Origin of the sequence: Ochrobactrum teleogrylli (genome assembly GCF_006376685.1) — a bacterium.
Classification (GTDB): domain Bacteria; phylum Pseudomonadota; class Alphaproteobacteria; order Rhizobiales; family Rhizobiaceae; genus Brucella; species Brucella teleogrylli.
Genome location: NZ_VEWL01000002.1, coordinates 414,835 through 432,852 on the forward strand (window position 1 = coordinate 414,835; position 18,018 = coordinate 432,852).

Genomic DNA, 18,018 nt, shown 5'->3' on the forward strand with positions numbered 1-18,018 from the left:
CCAAAAGCTTATCATGCCCGCGATGGCGGGCACCAATTAAGAGGGCTTAAATGCGGCGTTGAAGTGCGCTGAAAACCGTCTCAGAGATCATGACCTGATCATCATCGGAAATACCGAGATAAGGACGCGCCGGTATCGTAACCGACTTTGCCAGCACAATGCCAGATGCCAGACGAAAAACAAGATGTGAAGCACTTTTCGGTTTGATTGTCGCGCCGAGCTGGTGAACGGCAGCATAGGGGGTGTTCGTGCCAACAGTCACCTGATCGCGGCTAGCGCGATGGCTGATACTGTCTAGCAGCCGACCGCTTTCCGTCAGGATTCGGCTGTTGCGCTTGATCTTCTTATATTCCGGATTGAGCTTTTCCCAGGCAACCCCATCGGGCGATTTCTGTGAGACGAACCGACGATGCGTCGAACCAACCATGCCGGAGCCGATTGCGCTCATGACCGGCGTGGTATCGCCCATGACGCTGATCAGCCGGGTGAAAGCCTGTTGTACGGCTTTGTCCGTAACCTCAACTTCAAGAGAAACCCCACTCATTCCGCGTCTCCATTAAGCCACGTCATACCTGGATTATATTCGAAGCCCGGATCGACGCCCTGCGGCACACGAACGGTGCGTCCACCAACTTTCTCGGCACGGAAAACAAGATCAGGAGACGGATCGGGACCGGCTTTGCCCTGGCGGCGCAAGCCGCCTTCGGAGACCGGTGTCACGAAGCAACCGCAACGCCAGCCGTTCGGCGGATAGTTGGTGATCCAGAATGGATCATCGGCACGCCACACCATGCCGTCCCAGGAGAGATGCTCCTTGCGGGGGTGAAGTGAGCCGGAATGGTTATATTGCCAATAGGGAAACGCTTCGAGCGTTTCAGGCTCCGTGAGCTTGGCATAGCGGCCCGCAGCATAGGCCGTGCGCAGATTGGTATCGAAGATGATGCGGGTGCGCCAGTTTCGCTTGCCGCGATAATCCCATCCGTGTTTTTCCACGATGGCATCAAAGGATTGCCGGAAATCCTCCAGCGTGGTTCCTTCTTCAAGCGCCCTTTGGATCTCGCGGCGGAAGTCGTCAAGCAACGCATCCGTGGCGGCACCGGCAACCATGAAAGCCCTCGAATGCGCCGCCGCATAAACATCTGTCCAGACTTGCGTCTTGACATTGGCCTTGCCCCGGAAAAAGCGGATCGCCTCATCAAAGGGCAGATCGAGCGCTGAAATCGTATCCGTCATGTCCGAGGCTCCAGAAGCATCAAAATTGAAGGCGAATTGAAGGCCGCTGGCGCGCGTTCGCAAAATTTTGCGGGCACACTTCACAAAGGAAGCGAACGCGCGCCTGTGGGGCGTTATTTTCGACCGGCAATGTCATCGATCAAAGTGGCCTGTCCGGCGAGATGCGCAAGCGCCATGCCGCGAGACATTGCCTGGGAGAGTTCATCAGGCGACAGCTTCATGCGGGCAAGCTGATCGGCAGCATCAGCAATGCTCTCGGCGCTCATGAGAACCCTTTTGATTTCTTCAGCCAGACCGGCAAGCGCGCCAGCTGCATCTTCCTGAAGCCGATCGGTCAGCTCGCCGATAATGTCTTCGGTCGGCGATTGCTGTTCGCGGGCGTGCAGCATCTTGCGAACCGAATTGAGTTCCGGTGCACGGCCCTGCGTATCGAAGAGACGATCAGCCGTCGAAGGCTGGCGACCGCCGATGAGTTCTTCACCTTCCTGGGGAGCCGGGACACCGAGGCGCTCGCGGATATACGCCGCCCCGGCTGTCAGCCCGTGCTTGGCAAATTTGTCGAAAGCTTCCGAAAATTCCTTCAGCATCACTTCATCCGGGCGACCAATGCGCACTATCGGATAATGATCCTGTGGCCCGAAATTAAACGCGATCAGATTCGGAACGAGCTGCCGGATGATGCTCGCCGTGACCATCATTGCGTCGGAGCGCTCGATATCCTCCTGGACGAGACGGTGTTCCTGGGCGACGGCGTGACCACCGGAAACAGCATCAGTCGTTGTTGTCTGACCAAGGACAGCCTTTGATATCTGCCGGTCCATCCAGTCGGCGCGACGTTCGTAAAGATCGACAGAAACGCCCTTTGCGGCAACTTCTTCAAATTCGATCTTCATGCTGTCTGGCATGATCGCGGCCATATCTCCGGCGATCTGCGTCACAGCACGCCACAGGATGTCCTTGTCCTCCTCCTTGGCATCGCCTCCATAACGCCCGATACGGATCGGCATGCCGAAGTTCTGCACAAAGATCGCCCAGTCCTTGAGCGTGAAGCTCTTGTACATCCATGCCCACGATGCCACGCGGGCGATACCCGAACGGATCGTCAGGCCCGACTTTGACGGGTGGCGATGAATGATAAATTTGTGAGCTGGTAACGGTTCCTCAGCCGGATCATCGCGAAGCACGACTGTTTCACCATCGGCACGGGCAAAGGTGAACCACCGCTGCGGCCGGTATGTAATCTCGCGCGGCTCCCACCGGCTAAGCCGGGTTTGCCAATCGATCTCCATTACGGAGAATCCTTTGCCGATCGCATCGAGTATATCGAAGAGACTTGCGCGTAAAACATCATCGTTAATCCACGACTGGACGAACTCCGCATGTTTTTTATGGTCGGCATCATCGCTAGCGGGTTTCACCGTAATGGGGAGTTGCGCCACGGAACGCTTGCGGGTGGACATCACCCCGAAATAATGAAGGTCGCGCTCCTCGATGTCCTCGGCAAGCTCCAGATAGGAGAGCGGATCACCTTCAGCAGCTGCGCGATGAATGGCTGAAAGACGACGCGGATTAAGCCCCTCGGCCGGATGACCGGATATGACGGGACGAACGCCGCCGGTTGTCGGCCCTGCATAGGGTCTGGTTACGTCCTGCCGCTTCAGCGGATTGCCATACTGATCGACCAACTGTGCCATCAGAGCGAACCTCTCAATTGTGGATTAATCGAACGCTCACGATCATCGGATCGGCGGCGATCGCCGGACGGAAGGCTTCGGCGTGTTTCGTACCCGTATTCCATATGCGGCGTACTGGCGGCATGAATGCCAAGGAACGCAGCCCACGTCCGGTCGGCGTGATCGTCGTCGCGCTCCGCCACAAATCGCGGCGCGCCGGTTGGAGATGTGACCTTGCGCAGTTTGTGCAGATCGGAGCGAAGCGGCACATTGCCCATCGGAATGCGAACAGTCCTGTCTTCGAAACGTTCCTTGCCGCCATTCGCCATGATCAGCTTGCTGCCGGTGCTAAACAGGACACCCTCGACACGACGACCATAGCGTCGCAGCGCGTCCTCGACCACCTTCTCGCCCATGCCGGTCTGGTCGATGCAGGCCCGCGCCACACGATAACGCATCATCACGTCATCAAAGGCGGCATCCATGTCGGCAAAGGTAGCGCGCTTCTGCTCAACGATCTCGCGACACCACAACACGTCGCCGATCTCTTCCCATACCCAGATCACATGAAGGTCATTGCGTCGGCCAATGTCGCGACCGACATAACATGCGTTGCCCTGATATCCTTCCGGGCTTCCAGCGGCGTCATCTTCAACTGATGAAATCAGTTCATAGGATAGCCAGGCGCTCGCCTCGTCCAGATATTGCAGCTCATATTCCTGCGCCCAGGCATCTTCGTCGGCAATACCGGCACGCAGCTCCTCTATGTTGCGAGGCAAGCCGTCCCTGACCGCCTGATAGATATCGACAACATGCCGTGACCAGGTATCGTCATTGGCCGTGTCCAGCTCGAAGAATTTCCCGCTCTTGCCATTCGGTGTCGATGTGACGCGCAGCTTCCAGTCGGCCGAGATAACCGGGAAGAGCGCTTTCCAGATCGCATTACTGTCCTTGTGGAATGCGAACTCATCCAAAAATACGTTGGCAGAGAAGCCGCGCGCCGTGTCGGGATTTGCTGGCAGTGCCGTAATACGGGTGCCATGCGGCAATGTCACTTCCAGCGCCTTGTAGCTGCCGGTGTCACCCTGCCAATCAAACTCGTTGGCGTCGAACGCCATGCCGTAAGCCTTGGCGTGAGGGTATATTCCTTCCAGCATGGCTTCACGGGCTTGACGTTCGCCACGGCTCAATATCACCCACCGTGTCCGCTGGCTCTTGATCGCATGCTCAAAACTGTCATCAACACATTCAAGTGTTGTCGTGAACGTCTTGCCGGTTTGGCGGGCAAACTTGCCAATTTTGAAACGGCTTTTATCCGTGAGCCAGCGGCGCTGATAGCCGTAAAGCAAAGGCTGTGTCATCAGGATGTCCCATAAGCTTCACGGATCATGCGCAGGATTTCTTGCCCATCGACCTTACGTCCAGCTTTCTCGACAGCGTCGGTCGCGTCACCGACCGCCTTCGCCAGCTTGGCTTTGGCTTCTTCCTCGGCCTTGCGGCGATGTTCGGCAGAATGGCGTTGCGCAACCACGGTTTCCTTATAGGCGCGTGCCAGCTCCATGGCGTTCTTGGAATTAAGGCCATCGCCGTCAAGCAACTCATCAATAAGCGTTTTGAGGAACTCGCCGAGCACAATATCGGACTTGCTGATTTCTTCAGGCGTAAGCTTCTCCGCGATGCCTGCATAAATGTAACGGCGCTCCTCCAATTGAGAAGCACGTCGAGACAGACGCATGGCTTTACGGTTGAACGCCGATCTGGATATCGGGCCGATGCCTCTGACTTCCAGACGGTCATTCAGCTCAAAAAGAATATCCGCCTGGCTGCGGCGGCGTTCGTTGAGCTGTCCAATCGCCCAGACCACATCGTCCTGGGCTTCTTCCGGCAATAGCTCCAGACTGTCGAGCCGGGAGCGGCCACGCCTGTCCTCTGCCATGGTCAGCCTCCGAGACCGGGCCGGGCCACACCCTCAATGATTGACCGGCGCTCGACATGGTCAAGTCCAGACTGGGTGAGACCTGCAATCACGACTGTGCCAGCTTCTGTCAGACGCACCGCGCCCAACTCCTCCAGCTTGCGCAATTGCGTGCGCACCCATTCGCGGGAACGGCGATGACCGAATGTCTCCAAAACCTTGGTGAGGATAGCCTCATTCAATGTGGTGTTGGTTTCCTGGGCGAGCGCCTTCAGAATCACCAGACGAGCATCTTCTGTGAGAAAATCGGCGAAGCTCATTATGGCTGCCCCTTATTGATCAAATAATCTTCAACGCGATGTACGGTGCGGCTCATAGACGAGATATTTTCTTCCATGCGACCGAACGATCCGCGAATCTCCGAAATCTCCAGCTTCAGATCGGTGAGCGCTTTTTCATCGGGCATGTGTTTCATCTCGGCCTTGATCTCAGTCAGTCCGTCTTCGACCACGCCGAGCCGCTGACTCACTAATTTCAGTTCGTCCGAATTCTGACGCGAGCCTGCGGTAAGCCATGCGTAAATCACAGTGCCAATCGAAATCAGCGTGGCGATGACGCCGCTCCAGTCCTTTAAAAACTGATGATCCATCAACGCTGCCCCCGCTGTTTGCCCTGCCGCTCCAATTGTTGCTGGCACTGAATACAGCGCCTTGCCGATGGCAATGCAGCCCGACGCTCAAGTTCGATATCGTCCCCGCAGGAAATACAGATATTCGAACCCTTCCGGCTCAGTTCTGTCTGCACGGCAGCAACGCCAGCCTCGCGCTCCTGTTCGGCGCGCAGGTCTGCCAGTTCATGTGCCTTGTTTCCCGCTTCCGTCACTTTGGTCGCTCCGCTGGTACGGGGATGGATAACGGGACCGCGTCAACAGCAGCCACGGCGGCAGCGCGCCGGGCCTCGCAACCTGACAATGCGGATCGATCCTTCGCCCACATCGGCGTCAGTTCCTTGGCTGATAGCGCACGGTCGGGCAACGAGACAGGCGGGTCGCAAGGTTTGCGCGCTTCCTTCGGGATATCGGGCTTCACCTGATCAGTACGGAGAACCGGCTTTTCCGCCGAGGAACTGGTTGTTGAGCAGCCTTGTGCGATCGACATCGATGCCACTGCCAGGAGTGTCAGAAAGAGCCGCATTGGCATCCTCCAATTGAGAGACTTGGTTCTTGAGGCGGGAGATTTCGGCTTGCGCCTTCTCGTTCAGGGCGCTCGCGGTTTTCATCTGCTCGATGATGTTCTTCGCAGCCATCTCATTGGCCTTGGCAATCTGCTCGGACCAATGAGCATCGCGGGCTTTCTCGGCGATTGCGACCGCATCGCCAATCGTATCGCGCAAGGTGCGGACAGCACCGAAAGCGAGAACTGCCGCCGCCAGAAGAACAATGGCGGCGATCATGATCTGCGAAGTCCATTTGCCAAACCATGCAGTGAGAGCTGCGATCATGGTTTGCCCTCACGTCGATCGAATAAGAGTGCCTTTGCCTGTGTCCAATAATCGACAGAACCGAAACCGCGATGGACGCCAAGATTAGCAATGATGAGCATAACCATCGACGGCACGACGATCGGCGCGATTGCCACGGCCTGTTCGGAGCCGACCGACGCGGCACCAACGAGGGTCAGGATCACAGCCCAGGCGAGATAGAAGCTGCCCCAAAGATAGCGGCGGGTCGAGCGGTAGCCGGGTTCTTTGATCGGTTCGCTCATGCCGCGACCTCCGGCATGAACCGCGTCAGCTGTGCAAGCGTTTTGGCGCCGACAATCCCATCAGCAACCAGACGATAATCACGCTGGAAAGCGATAACTGCCTGTTCGGTGCCGGGGCCAAAAATGCTGTCGATCGACAGATGATAAAATCCGGCACCACGAAGCGCACGCTGAAGGTCGGCAACCGCAAGGCCGCGCATTCCACGACGCAGAACCACATCGCCCGGATTTGTGGCAAGGTTGTCGGCCTGTAGCTCGGCGACAATGTCCTTTGCTTTGGCGAGATACGCGGCGCGGTTGGCCAAGCCATTCGTGCCGCCGTTGACGACTTTGGTGATCGCAACCAGGTTATCGTAGTCGGCAAGTACGTTGAGGTTTTTCGATGACCAATAATAAAAGGCCGATAGAAGCGCCCACGGAAACTCAGCGAGCTTCTCAGGATACAGCAAGAAATCCGGAGACTTTGGGTCACGAGCACGCGACCAACTATTGAACTTGCTGTGGTTCGAGCGGCCGGTGGTCTGAATAAGTCCGTGCCCACGAAAGCGTGGTCCGTCACCTTTCTGGGTGTTTCCCAGATCAGCCCGGCCTTCATAAGCTGCACCTGACGCATATTCAATGGTGGTACAAAAGCCATCGCTCTCATGCGCCACCTGGGCAAGAAAGTGCACAATGCGGAGCGCGGTCGTAACCTGAAATTCTTTCAGCAGGTCTGGCAACAATGGTCCGGCAGAAGCAATGATATGCTGCTGGCCTGCAATCTTCTTTACCTGCGCTTTGGGCGCGATCGCGGCAAGAACTGTGTGATTGATTTGGGATGCAAGGTCGGTCACATCACGCCCTCCGCGAAAAGCTCATTGAAGTCCATGCCCACAAGGGCGGGTCTAACAACGGTTTTACGCGGGGCATTCAAGTCAGCCCATGCCGGAGCAATCGGGCGCTAGGATGAACTATTCGGAAGGGAACATTTCTATCTGACGGTCGTCAGATTTCTTCGTGCGGTACTTGACCGGCGAACGGTTGAAGAGCTTTTCAACGCCGCTTTCAGTGATGCCTAACCTACGTGCAATTTGCGAGTTCGACAAGCCATCCTGGTCACGGTAACGGCGTGCACGGATATCACGGACCATAGGCACGCTGATGTAGTCACCGCCATAGCGCCGGGAGAGCCTATTTGCAATATCTGCGCCAACCGTTTCGATCAGTTGCGATCTATCAATATTGGATGGAACATAAAGGCGGATGCCCGCATGTTCCTCTGCAAGGCGGATCAAGTCGTCCTCACCAAGTAAGCTGAGCAACTCTGCCACAAGACGATGATCTTTCACTGTGGCCTCTCGATCTGTGCCGATATAGCCAGCTGGCGCGCGGTGACAGTCCGCAGACGGGCTTCCAGTTCGACACGTTTATGGGAGTGCGGCCGCATCAGGTTGATACGGCGCTGGAGGGTTTCACGTTCTGCCTGGAGACGATTGATCTCGGCCTGTTCAGGCGCAATGAACAGCGGCAGGTTAACCAGCGATGCTGAATGCTGAACCATTATCAAGCCCTCACCATTGCCAAAGTGCGGGAGCCGCGCTTTATTGGAGGAAATTTGCAGGGGGTGAATATGAAACTGGTACTGGCTGGATTGGCACTTTTGGCATGTGGCGCTGTCGCCCGTGCCGATGATCTTTCTACGATGCAACTCGCAAGCGGGCTCGGCAGCGTGCTGGCGGCCGAAGAACCCTGCGGCCTTTCGTTCGATCAAGGTGCGATTGAGAAATTCATCAATGCCAAGGTGCCAGCTGACAATCTTAATTTTGCGGGCACGTTGAATATGATGGTGTCTGGAGCGAAGCTTGAACTGGACGGAATGTCTGCGTCGCAAAAGACTGCGAACTGCACCCAGGTCAAACGGGTCGCAAAATCTTACGGGTTCACGAACTGACCACGCCACAAAGCCAATAACCTGCTGGCTGGCTATCTCGACATTGGAAACGGCGCGGATCGTGAAAGTCATGCCTGCTTGGCCTTCCTGATCTCATTGCCAAGCTCGTTCATGACGGACTGCCAATCCTTCCCGGTCATGGTTTCCAGCCTGAAGGGCTCGTTCCAAAAAAAGCAAAGACTGCGCACGTAGGTTTCGAAGCCACCCGGTGCCGGTAATTTGCCAAGCTGCGATAAAATGCTCCATTGAGCGGCGGCAACCTTGGCGGCGTCCATGCGCCGCCAAGGTTCCATATCGCTTGTTTCCATCCAGACCGGGCCCACCTTTCGCTCGATCCACTTTTTCAGCCCTTCAATGGCAGAGCGGGCATCAGCAGCATGATGAACGAAACGAACATCATCGACGCCAGTTTGTCGCAGAACGAAAGCAATCAGTGCTTCGTCTGATCGGTTCTCAAAAACACCAAGGTTCCATCCAGCAATCCAAAGCGCCTGGAGCTTGGCGGCAAACTTGCCTTCAAGGCGCTTTCGACTAGCCTTTGAAGCTGGCTTGAAGCCTTGACGACGAAACTCATCAATCAGCTTCAGGCGTTGGCTTTCCGTCATCGCTGCTGAAGAGTGCTTGCCGGTCACGCGGATGCAGATGGCGCGATAGGTGTCGTCATCCAGACCGAGCTGCTTTTTAGCAACGTGTATGGCGGCGGTGGATTTCATCACGCCAACCTTTCCATATCGGTGTGGAATGGAAACGGTGTGGGCAGCGGCTCATCGTCACCGATCGGTTCACCATCAGCATCGCAATAAGACGCACGATCCGAGCTGCAGCAATCCGCATGGATATAGCCGCCTTCGCTCCATTCATTGAGGACCATTTCACCAACGTTGATGGCCTGTTCACAGCCCAGGCATATGTACTGGCTGACAGCGGGCTTCATTGTACTGTCTCCTGGTCAGGGGTGGGTGATACGCCAAGCATTTTGAGGCAAAGGGAGCTGTGCCCGTGTTCCCGAGCATGCTTCATGATTGCGAAAATCAAGCCGTCTACGTTTTCACCACATTGTGCAGCAGTGCACATCAGGCGTGCGTGGTAACCACTATTCTCTGCGAGGAGGATGGTTGAAGCCGTAGCGCCTGGGTCATATTCGACGTTCGCAACAAATGACATGCCGCGCTGCTTACATTCTTCTGCAAGCTGATGCAGACGAGGCGCGATGATGTCATCATAAAATTTTTCGTTCTCAGTGGTCATGCTGCACCTGCCTTCGACGCACGCACAAAGACTCGGCGATGATGATGCTCGCAGAAGCTGGAGCCGCTTTTCACCGGATGGGCGCAAAACAGATGCTGTTCGCCCTTCGCCGCGTTGTTGACGGCAAACCGACATTGACGCAGCGATATATCGGTCAATGGCAAGCCGAGCGGCTCAATTGGCGGATCGATGGCTGGCAATTCTTCGCAGACGAAAACTGGCTCCGGCGCGGCAACAGGTGCGACGATGACTGGCGCGGCTTGTACCTGCCGAGCTGGAGACCGACGCGCAGTAGTCTTCATGCGACCGGGTTTATAGGGTGATGACTCTTTCTTCGGCAGGCGTGCACCACCGACGCCACCACCAAGGCCGATCTCGCTCAGCATCTTGTCGCGGTGAATGATGCCAATTACGGCATTACGGCTAACACCGAGGCGGGAACTGATCTGGCCAGCTGAAAGACCTTCGCGGAGTAGATTGGCAACGGAAAGCTTGCGCTCTTGTGTCCAGGTGGAAGGTTGCGGATGGTTGCTCATGCTGCACCTGCATTCGCTTTTTGCCGGGCATGATCGGCTTTGGCCGCATTGATTACGGCGTCGAAACCCGCTTCGATAGTGTCAGCATAAACCCAAATAATACGACGCCGCCCAGGGCCACTTACAAACGTGCTGTCGTCAAGATAATCGCGAGGTTCCCAATCTCCGTAGAAAATGAAACCCTTTTCATTCCCAAATTGGAGCGCATCTAGAAACTGTTCGGGTGTGGGCCAATGCGGACCACTGCATAGTTTTCGCAATGCTGGAAGAGCATCAAATATTGGGTGAATTCTGTCTGTATAACCAAGATCATTCGTGAATTCTTCAAGCCAGTCCGGAACGTTTTCCGTTGCCAGTCCCTGCAACGGGTAGATCGCAACTACGTTTGCTTGGTTGTCGAATAGCTGACAGGTTTGTTTTGAAACGAACATGGTGTCACCTCAAGCCTTGGCGATGTCTACGGTGACAGCAGTCCACTCATCCTGAACGGAAGCGCGCTCGTAGAACCGGACGTATTGTTTCGAATATTGAACGTCGATGGCGTCCTCGATGGCGCGCATGGCGTCCTTCCAGCGCTGATCGGAAATATCGAGCTTGGTCAGCTTCTTGATTTCCTTCAGGTTGATTTTGCCTTCCTTTTCCGTATCGAACGCGCGGGTGATGATGGCGCGGATTTCAGCGCGCGCGCCGTCCGTCCATTCATTCAGGCACTCATCAATGAGGCTTTTCGCGACCTGCAATTCCGGGCCTGCGACCTCAAAATCGTTGATACTGACTTTTACCATCATCAGCCCGTCGATGGTCTGATAGGTTCGGTTGCCCTTCACGCCGCCGGGCCGAGCGTTGTATTCCTGCTCAAGCACTTCATCCAGGCCGTCGAGGTCAGACATACTGTGCTTGCGGAAACGGCTGATCTGCGTCGAAATTTCCTTCGCATAACCCATCACCTTGCGGACCGTCTCATCGCGGAGCTTGTCGGCGGGCTTCACCAGTTCGAGCGGTACCAGTGCGCCTTTGGCATTTGCCATGTATCGCTTGCCATTTACGAGGGTGATGCCCTGCTCTGGTTGTTCTTCCAAGATGCATGCTGCGAGTGCTTCAGACATTGGCTATGTCCTTTCAGGGTTGGGTTTTAATGGGAGAACCGAACCGGTTGAGAAACACCACATTGGTGCCGGGCCGGGTCGCTTCTTCGATTGTGATGGTGACGATGGGATGCCGCTGCATGACCCGATCGACCTGTCGCAGTCGCGCCACTTCGTGGCCGAGGATTTGCGCGGTATGGCCGAGGCACATGTAAAAGTCGGCAAGGTTGCGAATGTCGATCGGCAGAAACAATCTGCCCTTTTCCTCGAACTGGAGGACGTTGCGGCGGGCTTGAAAAAGGGTCTCGCTGACTTCGTAAGGATCGCGGTTCATCGACGCCCCCCGAAGTCTGGCCGAATGACCTTGCCGTCATGTGTCGCCACCGGAGCGTTGAAAATCTTGGTCGCCTCGGTTTCCATGAAAGCGCGGCCCGCACGATCGGCTTCCAGAAGTCGAAACCCCGTCAGCTCCATTTCCATTGATGTGGCGAGTTCGGAACAAAGTGAGAGCTTGGCATAAACATCGGCAAAGCGATGCGGTGGCATCGGCTGATCGATGTCGTACTGCCCCAACTCGTCGGCGATGGATTTGAGGATGGTGGATAGCTCAATGCCCATTACACCAAGTCCTCAACATCACGGTTTTCCCATGCGGCCTTGATGAACTGAAACGAAACTTCTTCGCCCGCGCCGAGTGCGACCATGCTTGCGAGTTTCATGGTCTTGTCGATCTGGCGAAGTGCGCCGCCCTTCATGCCGATGCCGAGCAGAAATTTGACACTCTCCGGTTCGGTTACGCCCCAGGCGCTGATGAATGCCTGCAAATCTTCCTTGATGGGCTTGCTATAGCGCAGGCGCTTACCGATACGGCTTTTCAGCTGAGCGTGTGATGGTCCATCGGCGCGCTTGGCAAAACGGCTATGGATTTCGTCATTGCCGACAAGCGCCACACCGCAATTGAAAACATCCACAAAATGGCGAAGCTGATTGATCGCCTCGTCCTGTAGGTTCTGCGCTTCATCTACAATCAACAGTGTCGGGGTACTGGAACGACCAAGCCGGTTGCCGATTGCGCGGGTGAGCTTGGCGGGATTGTGCTGAATGACATCCAGTTCCGCTGCCAGATCGACCAGCATGCCATTCACGGTTTTGGTGTGTGGCGACATCGTCACCATGTATGTGTGCGGACGTGTGGCCCGATAGTGGCGGCAAGTCATCGTCTTGCCCATGCCCGCGCCGATCGTAATCATGACAAGTTCTGGCTGAACCTGCGCCCACTTCAACGCATCCATAATTTCATCAGAAGTGCGGGTCTTGAAAAAGGCCGGAGATGTTGGGAGCGCGCTCAATTCTGCGGCATCGTCCAGTGCATCAAGCCACTGTTGAACGGTCACGTTCTGGATGTCCAAACGACCGGGATACTTGCCTGAATACCAGAGTGAGAATGTGCTGTCCGCCATGCCCACGCGGCGGGCAACTTCCGCCTTCGGCCATTCATTTCGCGTCGCGATCTCGCGAACCCTATCAACAAGCGACCACCAGATATCGATATCCGTTTGCGAACGATTGCCCGATAGTTCCGGCTGGGTCGAAGGCCGGGACCACGCAATGTTCTTGTTGGATGTTGTGTTGTTGACGTCTTTCATTTAAGGTTCCTTGCATTGTTTGGGCCCTATCGGGCTGATTATCGGGCGGGATCACTCCCGCCCTTTTTTTTGGAACCGTACTCACTACTTACCGGCTCATGCTTCCCTTGTGGGAACTGGATCACGGAAGGCTCCTCGCCAGCGAGCTTGCGCATCGCACGGGCAAAGCCGTCCTCGAATTTCTGTTGGCTGATGGCATCGACTGCCGTTTCTTCCTTCATCGCGAGGTTGCCGTGCGCGATGCGTGTAACTTTCGGGCGCACCATTTCCGGTGCCTTCGCTGTCTTCTCGCCCTGGTAAATCAACTCGCCCAACTGCTGAGCTGACAGCTTGCGCTTGGCGTCGGCAGCTGCCTGCAAGCTTTTCTGATAGTCGCGGCGGGCGCGGCTGTGTGTGCGAGCTGCATCAAGGTCGTTGAAGCCAGCATCGGCAATGCAAGGCGCATCGCAGATCAGGACATTCTTCATGTCGTAGACCTTGATTGACGTATGCAGATTGTCGGGATCGAAGCGGATCGTCACCTTTTGTCCGGCCCACTGGTTGAGTTCCAAGCTCCAGTAACGGTTGCCCTGGAAGTGCACCTCGCCGCTGCCCTTCTTGGTACGCAATACTTCTGAAGCGAGCAGCCAAAGGGACTTCTGTGCGGCGGTAGGCCAGCGCACGATTGCCGTTTCCATGCTGGCAAGGAAAGTCTCATCAAAGCTGCGGCCTGCGCAGTTTACGGCGCGTCTCCCTGCCTGTGCGTTGTGGTCCGCGATCTGCGCGGCAACATGCATACGGAAATCTTCCAGCGGCACGGCGCGGGATGCGTAGTTTTCCGGTTTGGCGTCGGGCCGGTTGCCGGTGTAGGCGCCTGCGCAGAATGGGTGCTTGGCGATCATATCCGCCAGATCGCGGAAGGCACGTTCAATCGGCTTGGACTGACCGGAGTATGGTGTGGTCCAATGCATATTGACGCCGAGTGTCGTCAGCAGACCGCGCGGGTCTTCTTCCTTCACCTTGAAGCGAAAGCGTGTAACGCTGCCACCCGATATCCATTTCGAAGCGAAGGCCCGCCCATTGTCGAGATAGATATCATCGGGAATGCCATAGGTTTCCACCATGTCACCAATGACGAGGCGAACGGCTTCCCACGTTTCAGCGTCAGACAATCGCCAAGCGACAATCTTGCCGGAATAGAGGTCCTGGATGACTAGCATGTACATGCGCACAGGCGTTTCCGACCATGGCACTTTGACAAACACGTCGATCTTGTGGCCATCCATGTTCACCATCTGCATGGCATGCAAGTGCGTGCGGGTGCGGCGCTGCGCCGGATAGAGGGTCTTGGCTTTCTCCTTGCCTTCGCGGGCAAGTGTCTGCACGGCATCCGTCACTTCCGCATCGAGGCGACGGCGCAAGGCGCGCTCAGAAGGCACCGGCGACCAATTCCGCTTGGCCGCGACCTTTACCATCCGGCGATAACAAGCCGAGAAGCTCGGACGTTCTGGCCGCAGATAATCAGATGTCAGAAAGTCCCATGCTTCATCATGGCATTCCGATCGTTGTGCATTGCTGGCGAACGATGGTGCAAGCGCGGCGAGCCAATCCGATCGATCACATCCCTCGACAAGCGACCACCAACTATAGAGCGAACGGATACCAACGTTGAACCGACTGCGCGCCAGTTCCATGGCAACGTTCACTTTCAACCCGCTTAAGCTGATCAATTCGTCAGCAAAGCGCAGAGCTTCGAGGCGGCGTTCACAACGAGCTTTATGCTCCATTGAAAGCCCCTCATAACGTGCCCATAAAGCTGCCTTCTTGGCGGTATGAAGGTCGCGATCGTCATTCGCCGGTGCATCATGAACCACGATAAGGCGTGTCTGTGCGGATTTGGGCAGAAGCGAGATATGGTATTCCCATGTCGGCTTTGTCTTGCCGTTCTCGCGACGCGCCAATTCGGGGTTGGCCTGACGCTTGCGGCGAAACACCTTGTCCAACCCCTTTTCGGAAGTCGGCAAATCGGGCAGGCCGACCGTTGCGAGTTCCGCGATGGTGAACCACTCTTTCATGGCCGCCCCCGCGTCTTGAGATTGACGGGCTTCGACTGGAGCGATTTGAGCTTCGCCTTGATTTCCCGCTGATCTTGCTGAAGCTTGGCAATCTCTGCGAGGCGAGCTTCATCCCCTTCCAGTAGCGTCAAGCCATCTTCGGCAACAACAAAATCCCACAGCCAGACTGCGCCGGTTGCCCGGACAAATGCCTTGAAGCGCACCAGACTGATATCGTGAGACGTGCGGCTCTCAGCGGTGTAGGCATCCAGTGCCGCTTTCGTCAGGTTGGGAATGCCGAGATATTGCGCCATACTGGCTGCAATGACGGCGCGCTCGTAAGGGCACTGTCGAATTGCCTCCGACATAGCCCGCCGTAGTTTGGAGCGAAAACGCGGCAGATCAATTTGCGATACAGGCGAGCGAACCGGAAACAGCGGCTCGCGGAACAAGTCAAATTGTTCAGACTGAAGCTTTGTCATGCTGCATCCTCCTCGGGTGTAGCCAAGCCAATATGCTGCTGGAAGCGCGCTTTTGTTTCGGTGTTGGCGCGGCTCCAAAGGTCAACCATGTCGGAGAAAATCTTTTCCTGCTTGTTGACCGCAGATGGCGGCAGCGTATCGCCGATCAGAGAAAGGGCGCGCTTCAGATCGCCTTCCTCGCGAAAGGCGATAGCTGTCCGGCGTTGCATCGCTGGATCGAGCTTGGCGAGTTTCAAAAGCTCGGATTGATTATCTGCGATATCGGTGCCGCGAATGGCTGCCCGAAGATCGGGATGGATATTCTGCGCGATCAGATTGAGACGCTTTATCGACGGGACTGAAACCCCCATCCGGTCAGCGACATGGGCTGAAAAACCACCCGAAATAATAGGGTCAAGTTGATCCTGTTTTGGTCGCCCACCCTTGATCTCGCCGTGCTTCTCCTCCCACAGCTCGCGGTATTTTTGGACAAAAATCGCCCGATCAATCACCGACAGTTCATTGCGGAAAAGATTTTCCGTGACTTCCTGAAGGGCGGCTTCGGTCTTATCAGCCTCAACCACCAGAACATCAATTTCCTCGTCGCCGTTGATGACAACCGCGCGGAGGCGATGCGCACCAGCAATAAGGGTGTACTTCCCGCCCTTGGCATTCGGCGTGAAACGAACCGTGATGGGATTTAAAAGCCCATGCTCCGCGATGGATAAAGCAATCGCCTGGGCATGGTCTTCTTCGACTTGGCGAAGCCGGTCGCCGACCACGATATCAACAATGGCTATACGCTTGAACTCGGCCATTATGCTGCTGCCTTTTCCAATTGTTTCTCGAAAAGGTTGACTGCGCGCGACGCCATGCGACGATAGGCAGCCTCGAATGTCGGATTTTCGATGCGGCAATCGACTGCGCGAATGGCGAAAGAAATCGAGGTGCGCTGGCGCTGTTGCATGGCAACTATCCGCCTCTTTGGCACGCCGAAGTCGGTCGCCATGATATGAATGGCGATCTGACGAGCGAGCATTGCATCAAACCACTGATGCGGCGGGTCGATGATGTCGCGGAGCGCAAGATGACGAAAGCCCGTCTGCACTCCAGCATAACAACAGGCCAGCATGACCTGTAAGCGTTCCTGTTCTGAATAGGGGTTGAACATCGCTCACCCCGCGAAATATCGAGTAAAGGAAATGATCACCGCAGCTGTGGCCGCAAGCGTGATCCACGTCAGCGGTGCGAGAGAAGCAATCAAACTCATGCGTCTATTGGGAAACGTGAAGCAGTTTCCCACGTCGATTTTGTCATCGCGTTTCGGCATTGTGCGCCTCGTTATTGTGGGAGATTGTTTGGGCCGTGGCGCGGTGCCAGCATACGGATAACAGCCGGGACGGACCCTGCGGGGGCAATATCCGTCCTGTCGGACACACGGTTTGTGGTGACCGAAATCAATGGCTAGAGTATCCTGGCAGACACCGCGCCACACCATCACGCGGCATCCTGCTGCGGGGTAACGACAGGCTTGCTGCGCGATGGTTTGGGATGGTTTGAGATGTGGATTTTATTGCGTCGCTTGGGGTAGCGGTCGCGAAAGACGACCTCGACCGGCTTGCCGAGTACATCTGCAATGGCCCGTTCCATTCCTTCGTGTGGACGGGTCCAGATGTTCTTGACACAGGAGGCAGGCAATCCATAGTCCTCAGCAATGCCTGCGAGAGTCTTGTTCGATCTGCGCAGTGCACCAAGGATAGAATGACGATCCCACTCAACAGGGCTTGTCATTTGCGTCTCCTTCAGGGAGCGGATGTTGGCGCATCCGCTTTTTGTTGGTCTTTGTTTGTGCAATTCCAGTCTGACTAATCAGGCTGATAATGTAGGTATGTAGCAAAAGTTTGCCAGTTGCAAGCAAAACTTTGCTACAGACGAAGGAGCAGCTTTGTCTGACGGCAGCGACATTGGGAAAAGGGTGCTGGAGGTTCGGGAGAAGCTCGGGCTTTCGCAAAAGGAAGCAGCCGAAAAGCTCGGTGTTTCCATTCGCTCATGGCAGGGCATGGAGCGGGGCGAAAACATTCCCAATGGGGAAACCCTGCTCAAGTTTTTGGCGTTGGGTTATAATCCTGGCTGGGTTTTGACTGGCATGGGCCAGCAACGCTCGGATCGTACTGATGAATATTTAAAGGCTGACCACATCAAGCCGCTCCAAATCAACGAATCTGTGCTTAACAACCTCGTCGTTCTGACCCACGAAGAGCACACAGCCTTGAATATCAAGCTGAGACCAGCTGACGAATTCAGGGAAGCTACCCGCCTCTATAACGAATTGTTGCGTTTGGCGGATGATCCCGACGACGAAGCCGAACTTGAAGCCGCAATACCGGTAATCCGCATTCGGCTCCGCAAGCGGCTGGCCGATGCAGTTGCCAATCCAGGCACCGGCAAACGCTTGGCTTAATGATAGTCCGTCCCTGCGAGAACCCGCTGTTGAT

Annotated in this window: 30 protein-coding genes; 2 read left to right on the forward strand and 28 right to left on the reverse strand. The window is 55.9% G+C overall.

Annotation, left to right across the window (positions count from 1 at the left end; translation table 11 throughout):
- Window positions 1-46: 46 nt before the first annotated feature.
- From FIC94_RS06100 to FIC94_RS06165, 14 genes are all read right to left on the reverse strand, one after another.
- Window positions 47-544 (reverse strand): phage virion morphogenesis protein, encoded by a 498-nt coding sequence (locus FIC94_RS06100; RefSeq protein WP_140024274.1) that lies wholly within the window; start codon window positions 542-544, stop codon window positions 47-49.
- Entirely contained in the window at window positions 541-1,233 is a 693-nt protein-coding gene (locus FIC94_RS06105; protein ID WP_140024275.1) for a phage head morphogenesis protein, read from the reverse strand. Before FIC94_RS06105 ends, FIC94_RS06100 begins: the two co-directional genes overlap by 4 nt.
- A gap of 113 nt (window positions 1,234-1,346) precedes the next feature.
- Complete coding sequence (locus FIC94_RS06110) at window positions 1,347-2,927, reverse strand: DUF935 domain-containing protein (RefSeq protein ID WP_140024276.1); 1,581 nt, start codon at window positions 2,925-2,927, stop codon at window positions 1,347-1,349.
- Window positions 2,927-4,267 (reverse strand): terminase large subunit domain-containing protein, encoded by a 1,341-nt coding sequence (locus tag FIC94_RS06115; RefSeq protein WP_140024277.1) that lies wholly within the window; start codon window positions 4,265-4,267, stop codon window positions 2,927-2,929. Before FIC94_RS06115 ends, FIC94_RS06110 begins: the two co-directional genes overlap by 1 nt.
- Window positions 4,267-4,842 (reverse strand): phage protein Gp27 family protein, encoded by a 576-nt coding sequence (locus FIC94_RS06120; RefSeq protein ID WP_140024278.1) that lies wholly within the window; start codon window positions 4,840-4,842, stop codon window positions 4,267-4,269. The genes FIC94_RS06115 and FIC94_RS06120 overlap by 1 nt, the downstream gene beginning before the upstream one ends.
- Before the next feature lie 2 nt (window positions 4,843-4,844).
- Window positions 4,845-5,141 (reverse strand): VpaChn25_0724 family phage protein, encoded by a 297-nt coding sequence (locus tag FIC94_RS06125; RefSeq protein WP_140024279.1) that lies wholly within the window; start codon window positions 5,139-5,141, stop codon window positions 4,845-4,847.
- A complete protein-coding gene (locus tag FIC94_RS06130; protein WP_140024280.1) occupies window positions 5,141-5,470 on the reverse strand; it encodes a DUF2730 family protein in 330 nt (109 codons plus the stop codon). Before FIC94_RS06130 ends, FIC94_RS06125 begins: the two co-directional genes overlap by 1 nt.
- Window positions 5,470-5,703: a TraR/DksA C4-type zinc finger protein gene (locus tag FIC94_RS06135; RefSeq protein ID WP_140024281.1), complete on the reverse strand. Its 234-nt coding sequence runs from the start codon at window positions 5,701-5,703 to the stop codon at window positions 5,470-5,472. Before FIC94_RS06135 ends, FIC94_RS06130 begins: the two co-directional genes overlap by 1 nt.
- Window positions 5,700-5,978 (reverse strand): hypothetical protein, encoded by a 279-nt coding sequence (locus FIC94_RS06140; RefSeq protein ID WP_140024282.1) that lies wholly within the window; start codon window positions 5,976-5,978, stop codon window positions 5,700-5,702. Before FIC94_RS06140 ends, FIC94_RS06135 begins: the two co-directional genes overlap by 4 nt.
- On the reverse strand, window positions 5,914-6,321 hold the full coding sequence (locus tag FIC94_RS06145) for a hypothetical protein (RefSeq protein ID WP_140024283.1): 408 nt from the start codon (window positions 6,319-6,321) through the stop codon (window positions 5,914-5,916). The genes FIC94_RS06140 and FIC94_RS06145 overlap by 65 nt, the downstream gene beginning before the upstream one ends.
- Window positions 6,318-6,584 (reverse strand): NAD(P)+ transhydrogenase beta chain, encoded by a 267-nt coding sequence (locus tag FIC94_RS06150; RefSeq protein WP_140024284.1) that lies wholly within the window; start codon window positions 6,582-6,584, stop codon window positions 6,318-6,320. The genes FIC94_RS06145 and FIC94_RS06150 overlap by 4 nt, the downstream gene beginning before the upstream one ends.
- Window positions 6,581-7,417, reverse strand: a complete 837-nt coding sequence (locus FIC94_RS06155) for a peptidoglycan-binding protein (RefSeq protein ID WP_140024285.1) — start codon at window positions 7,415-7,417, stop codon at window positions 6,581-6,583. The genes FIC94_RS06150 and FIC94_RS06155 overlap by 4 nt, the downstream gene beginning before the upstream one ends.
- Window positions 7,418-7,534: 117 nt before the next feature.
- Window positions 7,535-7,912: a Mor transcription activator family protein gene (locus tag FIC94_RS06160; protein ID WP_235891959.1), complete on the reverse strand. Its 378-nt coding sequence runs from the start codon at window positions 7,910-7,912 to the stop codon at window positions 7,535-7,537.
- Window positions 7,909-8,124: a hypothetical protein gene (locus tag FIC94_RS06165; protein WP_140024286.1), complete on the reverse strand. Its 216-nt coding sequence runs from the start codon at window positions 8,122-8,124 to the stop codon at window positions 7,909-7,911. The genes FIC94_RS06160 and FIC94_RS06165 overlap by 4 nt, the downstream gene beginning before the upstream one ends.
- Here FIC94_RS06165 and FIC94_RS06170 point away from each other — a divergent pair.
- A complete protein-coding gene (locus FIC94_RS06170) occupies window positions 8,113-8,514 on the forward strand; it encodes a signal recognition particle (protein WP_235891960.1) in 402 nt (133 codons plus the stop codon). The two genes, FIC94_RS06165 and FIC94_RS06170, sit on opposite strands and share 12 nt — an antisense overlap.
- Before the next feature lie 68 nt (window positions 8,515-8,582).
- Here FIC94_RS06170 and FIC94_RS06175 read toward each other — a convergent pair whose 3' ends face one another.
- From FIC94_RS06175 to FIC94_RS06240, 14 genes are all read right to left on the reverse strand, one after another.
- On the reverse strand, window positions 8,583-9,227 hold the full coding sequence (locus tag FIC94_RS06175) for a gp16 family protein (RefSeq protein WP_140024362.1): 645 nt from the start codon (window positions 9,225-9,227) through the stop codon (window positions 8,583-8,585).
- Complete coding sequence (locus FIC94_RS06180) at window positions 9,227-9,448, reverse strand: hypothetical protein (RefSeq protein ID WP_140024287.1); 222 nt, start codon at window positions 9,446-9,448, stop codon at window positions 9,227-9,229. Before FIC94_RS06180 ends, FIC94_RS06175 begins: the two co-directional genes overlap by 1 nt.
- Complete coding sequence (locus FIC94_RS06185; RefSeq protein WP_140024288.1) at window positions 9,445-9,762, reverse strand: hypothetical protein; 318 nt, start codon at window positions 9,760-9,762, stop codon at window positions 9,445-9,447. Before FIC94_RS06185 ends, FIC94_RS06180 begins: the two co-directional genes overlap by 4 nt.
- Window positions 9,759-10,298, reverse strand: coding sequence for a GcrA family cell cycle regulator (locus FIC94_RS06190; RefSeq protein ID WP_140024289.1), 540 nt, complete (start codon window positions 10,296-10,298; stop codon window positions 9,759-9,761). The genes FIC94_RS06185 and FIC94_RS06190 overlap by 4 nt, the downstream gene beginning before the upstream one ends.
- Complete coding sequence (locus FIC94_RS06195; protein ID WP_140024290.1) at window positions 10,295-10,729, reverse strand: hypothetical protein; 435 nt, start codon at window positions 10,727-10,729, stop codon at window positions 10,295-10,297. The genes FIC94_RS06190 and FIC94_RS06195 overlap by 4 nt, the downstream gene beginning before the upstream one ends.
- Window positions 10,730-10,738: 9 nt before the next feature.
- A complete protein-coding gene (locus tag FIC94_RS06200) occupies window positions 10,739-11,404 on the reverse strand; it encodes a DUF3164 family protein (protein WP_140024291.1) in 666 nt (221 codons plus the stop codon).
- Between the two features lie 13 nt (window positions 11,405-11,417).
- A complete protein-coding gene (locus FIC94_RS06205; protein WP_140024292.1) occupies window positions 11,418-11,717 on the reverse strand; it encodes a hypothetical protein in 300 nt (99 codons plus the stop codon).
- Window positions 11,714-12,001 (reverse strand): hypothetical protein, encoded by a 288-nt coding sequence (locus FIC94_RS06210; RefSeq protein WP_140024293.1) that lies wholly within the window; start codon window positions 11,999-12,001, stop codon window positions 11,714-11,716. Before FIC94_RS06210 ends, FIC94_RS06205 begins: the two co-directional genes overlap by 4 nt.
- Complete coding sequence (locus FIC94_RS06215; RefSeq protein WP_140024294.1) at window positions 12,001-13,029, reverse strand: AAA family ATPase; 1,029 nt, start codon at window positions 13,027-13,029, stop codon at window positions 12,001-12,003. Before FIC94_RS06215 ends, FIC94_RS06210 begins: the two co-directional genes overlap by 1 nt.
- 38 nt (window positions 13,030-13,067) lie before the next feature.
- Window positions 13,068-15,083, reverse strand: coding sequence for a transposase domain-containing protein (locus FIC94_RS06220; protein ID WP_140024295.1), 2,016 nt, complete (start codon window positions 15,081-15,083; stop codon window positions 13,068-13,070).
- Entirely contained in the window at window positions 15,080-15,544 is a 465-nt protein-coding gene (locus FIC94_RS06225; protein WP_140024296.1) for a hypothetical protein, read from the reverse strand. Before FIC94_RS06225 ends, FIC94_RS06220 begins: the two co-directional genes overlap by 4 nt.
- On the reverse strand, window positions 15,541-16,341 hold the full coding sequence (locus tag FIC94_RS06230) for a ParB/RepB/Spo0J family partition protein (RefSeq protein ID WP_140024297.1): 801 nt from the start codon (window positions 16,339-16,341) through the stop codon (window positions 15,541-15,543). Before FIC94_RS06230 ends, FIC94_RS06225 begins: the two co-directional genes overlap by 4 nt.
- Window positions 16,341-16,694 carry a hypothetical protein gene (locus tag FIC94_RS06235; RefSeq protein WP_140024298.1) on the reverse strand — a complete coding sequence of 118 codons (354 nt, stop codon included), beginning with the start codon at window positions 16,692-16,694 and terminating at the stop codon, window positions 16,341-16,343. The genes FIC94_RS06230 and FIC94_RS06235 overlap by 1 nt, the downstream gene beginning before the upstream one ends.
- Window positions 16,695-17,020: 326 nt before the next feature.
- Window positions 17,021-17,314, reverse strand: a complete 294-nt coding sequence (locus FIC94_RS06240) for a helix-turn-helix domain-containing protein (protein ID WP_140024299.1) — start codon at window positions 17,312-17,314, stop codon at window positions 17,021-17,023.
- A 154-nt stretch (window positions 17,315-17,468) separates the two neighbouring features.
- On the opposite strand from FIC94_RS06240, the gene FIC94_RS06245 reads away from it, so the two are divergent.
- Window positions 17,469-17,984, forward strand: coding sequence for a helix-turn-helix domain-containing protein (locus tag FIC94_RS06245; protein WP_140024300.1), 516 nt, complete (start codon window positions 17,469-17,471; stop codon window positions 17,982-17,984).
- Window positions 17,985-18,018: the final 34 nt, after the last annotated feature.